General features: G+C 57.4%; 4 protein-coding genes and 2 pseudogenes. 2 read left to right on the top strand and 4 right to left on the bottom strand.

The window, feature by feature from the left end; genetic code table 11:
- The 4 genes and pseudogenes from EI28_RS15040 to EI28_RS11630 form a co-directional block, all read right to left on the bottom strand.
- A pseudogene (locus EI28_RS15040) lies at positions 1 to 223 on the bottom strand (hypothetical protein); the annotation flags it as partial.
- A 752-nt stretch (positions 224 to 975) separates the two neighbouring features.
- Positions 976 to 2,135, bottom strand: a pseudogene (locus EI28_RS11640) (aminotransferase class I/II-fold pyridoxal phosphate-dependent enzyme).
- Between the two features lie 10 nt (positions 2,136 to 2,145).
- On the bottom strand, positions 2,146 to 2,637 hold the full coding sequence (locus EI28_RS11635; protein ID WP_048115019.1) for an Lrp/AsnC family transcriptional regulator: 492 nt from the start codon (positions 2,635 to 2,637) through the stop codon (positions 2,146 to 2,148).
- Between the two features lie 4 nt (positions 2,638 to 2,641).
- Complete coding sequence (locus EI28_RS11630) at positions 2,642 to 3,925, bottom strand: ORC1-type DNA replication protein (protein WP_048115018.1); 1,284 nt, start codon at positions 3,923 to 3,925, stop codon at positions 2,642 to 2,644.
- Between the two features lie 913 nt (positions 3,926 to 4,838).
- Between EI28_RS11630 and EI28_RS11620 the strand changes: the two genes are divergently transcribed.
- The gene (locus tag EI28_RS11620) at positions 4,839 to 5,336 is read left to right on the top strand and encodes a molybdenum cofactor biosynthesis protein B (protein ID WP_048115015.1); all 498 of its coding nucleotides are present in this window, start codon (positions 4,839 to 4,841) and stop codon (positions 5,334 to 5,336) included.
- 105 nt (positions 5,337 to 5,441) lie between these two features.
- On the top strand, positions 5,442 to 6,295 hold an 854-nt coding region (locus EI28_RS11615), incomplete at its 3' end, for an RNA-guided endonuclease TnpB family protein (protein WP_048115020.1).

Genomic DNA, 6,295 nt, shown 5'->3' with positions numbered 1-6,295 from the left:
TTACAATCGAATCAAACATTCGTGAGGCTATGTGCATGACTCCTAACGAATGTTCAAACCGAGTGTGGGTCGCGCCGGGATAAACCATCTCTGTGAGAGCAAGCTGTTTTATCCTCCTTAATCGTTGAAAAACCGGGTGATTTATCAGATCCTTTTCAATATCATTAAAATTAATGAAGCCATGAACAGGGTCTCTTACCTCATGCCATTTCAAGAATGACACCTCTTATTTGAAGAGGTGTATTAACCTATATGTATACCTTTCGAAATTTGAGAGAGTAAAATCATGTTGCGATCTTATTCTTGTTTGTATTGACTGCTTCTACTAACTCTTTCCGCCCATATACACGTCTGAGAACCTGCCGATAGGCCGCGCTCTGCGTGTTATGAGGATAATCTAGGGCCATCTAAAGATCACCAGCATGGTCAGTTCAGGTAGTCCTAGCCAACTTCTCTCCTGAGCTTTCAAAGGTGGAGAGGAAGGACTTTCTGAACGATTGGTGCAGGTCGAGTATCTCCGGCGTTGCGCTGCAATACTCGCGAATATCCCGTGTCTCCGGCGGCAACGGTCATTGTATATCAATCCTGGCACCCACCGATCATCCCAGGTTCGCTGCCGTCACGATCTAGACCCCTTCATTTCCAGTGGAAATTTAATTTCACGGACATTCCAGACCGTCGCACCGGATTTTTCCTCCCGAGCAGTATGATGATCCGATTACAGATCACGTACAGGAGCGCGGATGCGAACCCGAAGATCTGCCCGGGGTTTGGGTGACTGAGTGCATATTTCCGATACGGGCACACCGGGATCCCGGCCGGCCAAAATCCCCGAATAAATCAACATCTCCAGTGGAAATAAAGGGGTTCTCCACCTGTCGTTCCTCTGTCGGACAGCAAACTGACGGTTGCCCGGGCAGGGATCTCCCATAAAAGAGCTTCGATTTTTGTTTGAAGATATTTATGGAGGTATTTTTATTTTACTGATTCCAAAAAGGCCCCCATCCGGGAGAGCGCCTCTTTGAGATCGTCGCGCGAGACCGCGTAGGCGCACCGCACGTGCCCGGCCCCCGAGGGGCCGAGGGCGCTTCCCGGGACGACCGCGACGTGCTGATCGCGCAGGAGCCCCTCCGCAAACTCGACATCGGTCATGCCGGTGCTCTCCACCGACGGGAAGGCATAGAACGCACCTTCGGGACGTGGCAGGCAAGGCCGAGTTTGTTCAGCCCGTCGACGAAGAGGTTGCGCCGGAGACGGTACTCCCGGACCATCGCATCCTTCTCGGCCTCCCCGTTCCGGAGCGCTTCATAAGCCGCGATCTGCCCCATGATGGGGGCGCAGAGCGCGACGTACTGGTGGATCTTCAGGGCCGCCGCGGCGATCCCGGGGGGAGCGCAGAGGTAACCGATCCGCCACCCGGTCATGGCGAAAGCCTTTGAGAACCCGTTCAAGGTGATTGTCCGCTCAAAGAGTTCCGGGATCCGTGCCGGTGAGAAGTGGTCGCCGTCGTAGGTGAGCTCGGCGTAAACCTCGTCGCTGATGAGAAGGAGGTCGTGGTCGACCAGGAGATCGGCGATCGCGTGCCAGTCCGCCTCCTCCATCACCCCGCCGGTGGGGTTGTTCGGGAAGTTCGCGACGAGCGCCTTCGTCCGCGGAGTGATGCTCTCCGCAAGAGCATCGGCCGTCAGCCGGAACTCGTCGTCCGCACGGCAGAGGACCGGCACCGGCGTTCCTCCGGCAAGAGAGACGCAGGGGTTGTAGGAGACGTAGCAGGGCTCGGCGACAAGCACCTCGTCACCGGGGTCGACGACGGCCCGGATGGCGATATCGGCCGCCTCCGAGACGCCGCAGGTGACGATGATCTCCGCCTCGGGATCGTAGTGCGTGGAGAAGCGGGTATCGAGGTAGCGGCTGATGGCGGCCCTGAGGTGGGGCGTCCCCTTGTTCGAGGTGTAGGCGGTCGACCCCTGTTCGATGGAGTAGATGGACGCCTCGCAGACGCACCAGGGTGTCACGAAGTCCGGTTCGCCGACGCCCAGAGATATGACGTCTTCCATCGTCTGGGCGATATCGAAGAACTTCCGGATACCCGAAGGAGGTATGGCGCGGGCCCGTTTCGAGATGAAATCCCTCAACCGTCTCACCTCAGAACGAGTAGGGGAGCCGCTCGACATCTTCGCGCTCGGCGAAGGTGGTGCCGTTCTCCTTGTAGGTCTTCATGATGATGTGCGTCGCCGTTTCGCGGATCCGGTCCATCGGGGCGATCTGCTCGGAGACGAACCGCGCGATCTCGTGCATGCTCGGCCCGGTGACCAGGATCTGGAGGTCGTACGCGCCGGTCATCAGGCGGAGCGACCGGACCTGCGGGAACCGGGTGATCCGCTCGGCGATCCGGTCGTAGCCGAAGTCCCGCTCGGGCGAGACTTTGAGCTCGAGCACCGCGGCGACGTTTCCGTCGCCGGCCCGTTCCCAGTCAACGACCGCCCCGTAGCGGCGGATGGCGCCTGCCGCTTCCAGCCGGCCGATTCGGTCTTTTACGTCCTGCTCGCTCATCTCAGCCAGCACCGCGAGTTCGCTTACGGGGGTGCGGCAATTCTCCTCCAGGAGATGGAGGAGGATACGGTCCTTTTCGTCCATGGTTTCACCTGAACATTGCTCTCAATCGGTTGAGGTCGAGTTTCTTGAGCCTCTCGTCGTCGAGCCTCGGGTCGCGCGTGACGACCTCCTCGATCTTGCTCGTCGCTGCATCGAACCACATCTCCTTCGTCCGGCCGTAGCGGCCCCGCGAGATGACCCGGGTGTTGATGACGCCGAGCATGTTGAGTTCGGAGATGAGGTCGGTGATCCGGCGGTGCGTCAGGACATCGAGATCGATGATCCGGGCGATCTCCCGGTAGACCACCGTGACCTCGCCGCTCGTGAAGATCCTCTTACCCATCTGCTCGAGGATCAGCATCGCGTAGAGGACCGCCTTGCTCTGGGTCGGGAGGGTGGAGATGCACTCGACCATGCTGTCGGTCTCGATCTTCTCCTGAGCCATCCGGACGTGCTTCTCGGCCACGCCCGCGGCGTTCTCGCGGTCAGCGAGTTCGCCCGAGACCCGGAGCAGGTCGAGCGCCCGCCGGGCGTCGCCGTGCTCCTGGGCCGCGAGCGCCGCGCAGAGCGGGATGACCGTCTCGTCGAGCGCGGCCTCGACGAACGCCATCTCCGCCCTCTGCTGGAGGATATCGCAGAGCTGCGGGGCGTTGTAAGGGGGGAAGACAATCTCCTCTTCGGAGAGCGAGGAGAGGACCCGGGGATCCAGGAAATCGGTGAACCGGAGGTCGTTCGAGATCCCGATGATGCTCACTTTCGCGAACTTCAGGTCGGAGTTGATCCGGGTGAGGTTGTAGAGAGTGTCGTCGCCGCTCTTTTTGACGAGTTTGTCGATCTCGTCGAGGATGATGACCATGACCCCCCCGCTGCTCTCGAGCTGGTTCTTCAGCTCCGCGTAGACCTGATCGGTCGGCCACCCGGTCATGGGGATATGGCTCCTCGTGCTGTCGCTCGGATGCTCATCGGCGTCTTCGAGGCCGTTCGCGATCTGGGCGAGGACCCGGTACTGGGTGTCGATCACCTCGCAGTTGAGGTGGACGATCTTGCATTTCGTCCCGGCGAGGGCGCTCGCGTTCTCGAGCTCCGTTCCCACATACCGGACCGAAGCCGTCTTCCCGGTCCCGGTCTTGCCGTAGATGAGGATATTTGACGGGGTCTCGTTCGTGAGGGCGGGTGCGAGAATCGAAGCGATCTCGTCGATCTGCGGCTTCCGGTGAGGCAGGATCTGGGGACGATAGTTGTGGCGGAGGACTTCCCTATTCTTGAATATACGTCTATTGGTCAGGTATTTTTTGAATAACCCCATAGGGCTCGTTTTATCGTCCGACATAATGTCACCGAGGAGGGAAGCAGGGCAGGAAATTTTCGTGTCGAGGTCTCTTAATATGATCGCTTTAGGGCCAGATAACCCCTTCGTTTCCAGTGGAACTTCGAGCACTGGATCACCGGGAGATCCCGATAAACCGGTCAAGTTGAGGGGAGTCTTGGAGGGCAGGTCAAGGGACCCGGACGGGATCGCCCCGACCCCTTTGTTTCGAGTGGAAACCTGATGACGATACACCGTGTGTATCGTTCATTCAAAACCGATGACAATAGTCATGTGTACCTCTGCAATTCAATATATATAATTTTACTGTATTCATTCAGAGGAAAAATAGAGAGAGAAGAAGAAAGGAAAAAGAAATCGAATAGAGGAAAAGGAAATTGAAAAGAAACAGAGAGATTAAAAGCAGCAGAAAAAAGAAAGAGGATACGAAAAAAGGGAAAAAATAAAACAGACTGATGAGACGGCAAAAAAAGAGGAAAAAGAGGAAAGAGAGCAGGGTACGGAAAACAGGATACCGAGAGGGAACAAAAGAGCAAACCAGGGCAGGATACATCTCCTCCGGCAGGAACCCGATCAGGCCCCCTCTCCGATCGATCGATCCGCCGGAAGAGAGCCCGGGGAAGTCCCGGTGCAGAACGGATCGGGAGGTCCGATCGGTTCGCGGGAGAGCATTTTGCCGGGCACCCGGGTTTCATCCGATCGGTTTCATGAAGACGATCCTGTCAATCCTTGTGGCTTAACAGGTTTCCTCTCCGGAAATCCTGTATTCAGGTTCCTCCCCTCTCTGCCCTCCTCCATCCCTGGCCCGCAGCGCCCTTCCTTTCTCCACGCGAAACAAAGGGGTCGGGGATTGAACTCTCCCGGATGGGGGATAGAATCAAGTAAAATACATGGTACAGGGGTACTGGAAGATCCTATGGACAGCAGCCATCTTAAACCGCTCACCGTGACCGGTGCGGTCATCACCGTCTCCACGACCCGGAAACCCGAGACCGATGCCAGCGGGAAGGCGCTCATCGACCTCTTCTCGGCGGCGGAGATCGAGGTGACCCACTATTCCGTCATCCCCGACGATCTCGAGCGGATCCGCTCCGAGGTCCGCGCGGCGCTCTCGCAGGCAAACTGCGTCATCGTCACCGGGGGCACCGGGCTCACCTCCGATGACGTGACCATCGAAGCCGTCGCACCGATTCTTGAAAAGACGATCGACGGGTTCGGGGAACTCTTCCGGTTGAAGAGTTATGAAGAGATAGGAACCGCCGCGATCCTCTCGCGGGCGATCGCCGGGGTCGTCGGCGGCCGGGCGGTCTTCTGTATCCCGGGCTCGACGAAGGCGGTCACCCTCGCGGCACGGGAGATCATCATCCCCGAGATCCGGCACATCCTGACCCATGCCGGGGCCGGTCAGCGGTAGTGCGCCGTTTTACGAAGAAAACAGGCAGAAGGCCCCCCACTTTAGTGGGGGGATGAATGCCGTCCATCGATAATCATATTGCGCACCGTGGCGTATAAAACTATAATGCGTAAGACATGTCGGTATCGACTCTATCCCTCAAAGTCTCAGACGACTCTGCTTGAGCAGACGCTTGAGATCTGTCGGTGGGTCTATAACGATACGCTCGCATTGCGAAAGAACGCCTGGGAGCAGGAGCAGCATACTATCTCTCTCTACGAAACCAACAAGATCCTGACACAGTGGAAGAAGCAACGATCCGATCTGAATCGGGTTCATTCTCAGGTCCTCCAGAACGTTCAGGTTCGAGTGGATCTTGCCTTCAAATCGTTTTTCAGGCGCGTAAAAGCAGGGGAGAACCCCGGATATCCTCGGTTCAAGGGGAAGGGACGATACGATAGTATCACGTACAAACAGTCCGGGTTCAAACTTGACGGGGATCGCCTCCACCTCTCGAAGATCGGAGACGTGAGGGTCGTCCTCCACCGTCCGGTTGAAGGGACGATCAAGACCCTCACGATCCGGCGGTCTTCGACTGGAAAGTGGTATGCCTGTTTCTCGGTTGAGTACGATCCCCCTCCCCTCCCACAGAAGGAGACCACAGTCGGGATCGATGTCGGTCTGGAGTCCTTCGCCACCTTCTCCAACGGGGAGAAGATTGAAAACCCCCGGTTCTTCCGTACCGACGAGAAAGATCTCGCCAGGGCGCAGAGGAAACTCTCGAAGGCAGAGAAGGGCACTCCTGAACGGAAGAAGGCCCGGAAGATCGTCGCACACGTTCACGAACGGATTGCCAACAGACGGCTCAATTTTGCTCACCAGACCTCCCGTCAGCTGGTGAATCGGTTTGGTACAATTGTGTTCGAGGATCTGAATATCACAAACATGCAGAAGAACCACCATCTGGCAAAAAGCATTGC

Source organism: Methanoculleus sp. MH98A, from assembly GCF_000691865.1.
In the GTDB taxonomy this organism is placed as follows: Archaea; Halobacteriota; Methanomicrobia; order Methanomicrobiales; family Methanoculleaceae; genus Methanoculleus.
This window is presented reverse-complemented; position numbering and strand designations above follow the sequence as displayed.

Bases quoted from the DNA above. Each gene is read 5' to 3' on its own strand.
- EI28_RS11630 (WP_048115018.1), bottom strand. From the start codon at position 3,925: ATGTCGGACGATAAAACGAGCCCTATGGGGTTATTCAAAAAATACCTG.
- EI28_RS11620 (WP_048115015.1), top strand. From the start codon at position 4,839: ATGGACAGCAGCCATCTTAAACCGCTCACCGTGACCGGTGCGGTCATC.
- EI28_RS11635 (WP_048115019.1), bottom strand. From the start codon at position 2,637: ATGGACGAAAAGGACCGTATCCTCCTCCATCTCCTGGAGGAGAATTGC.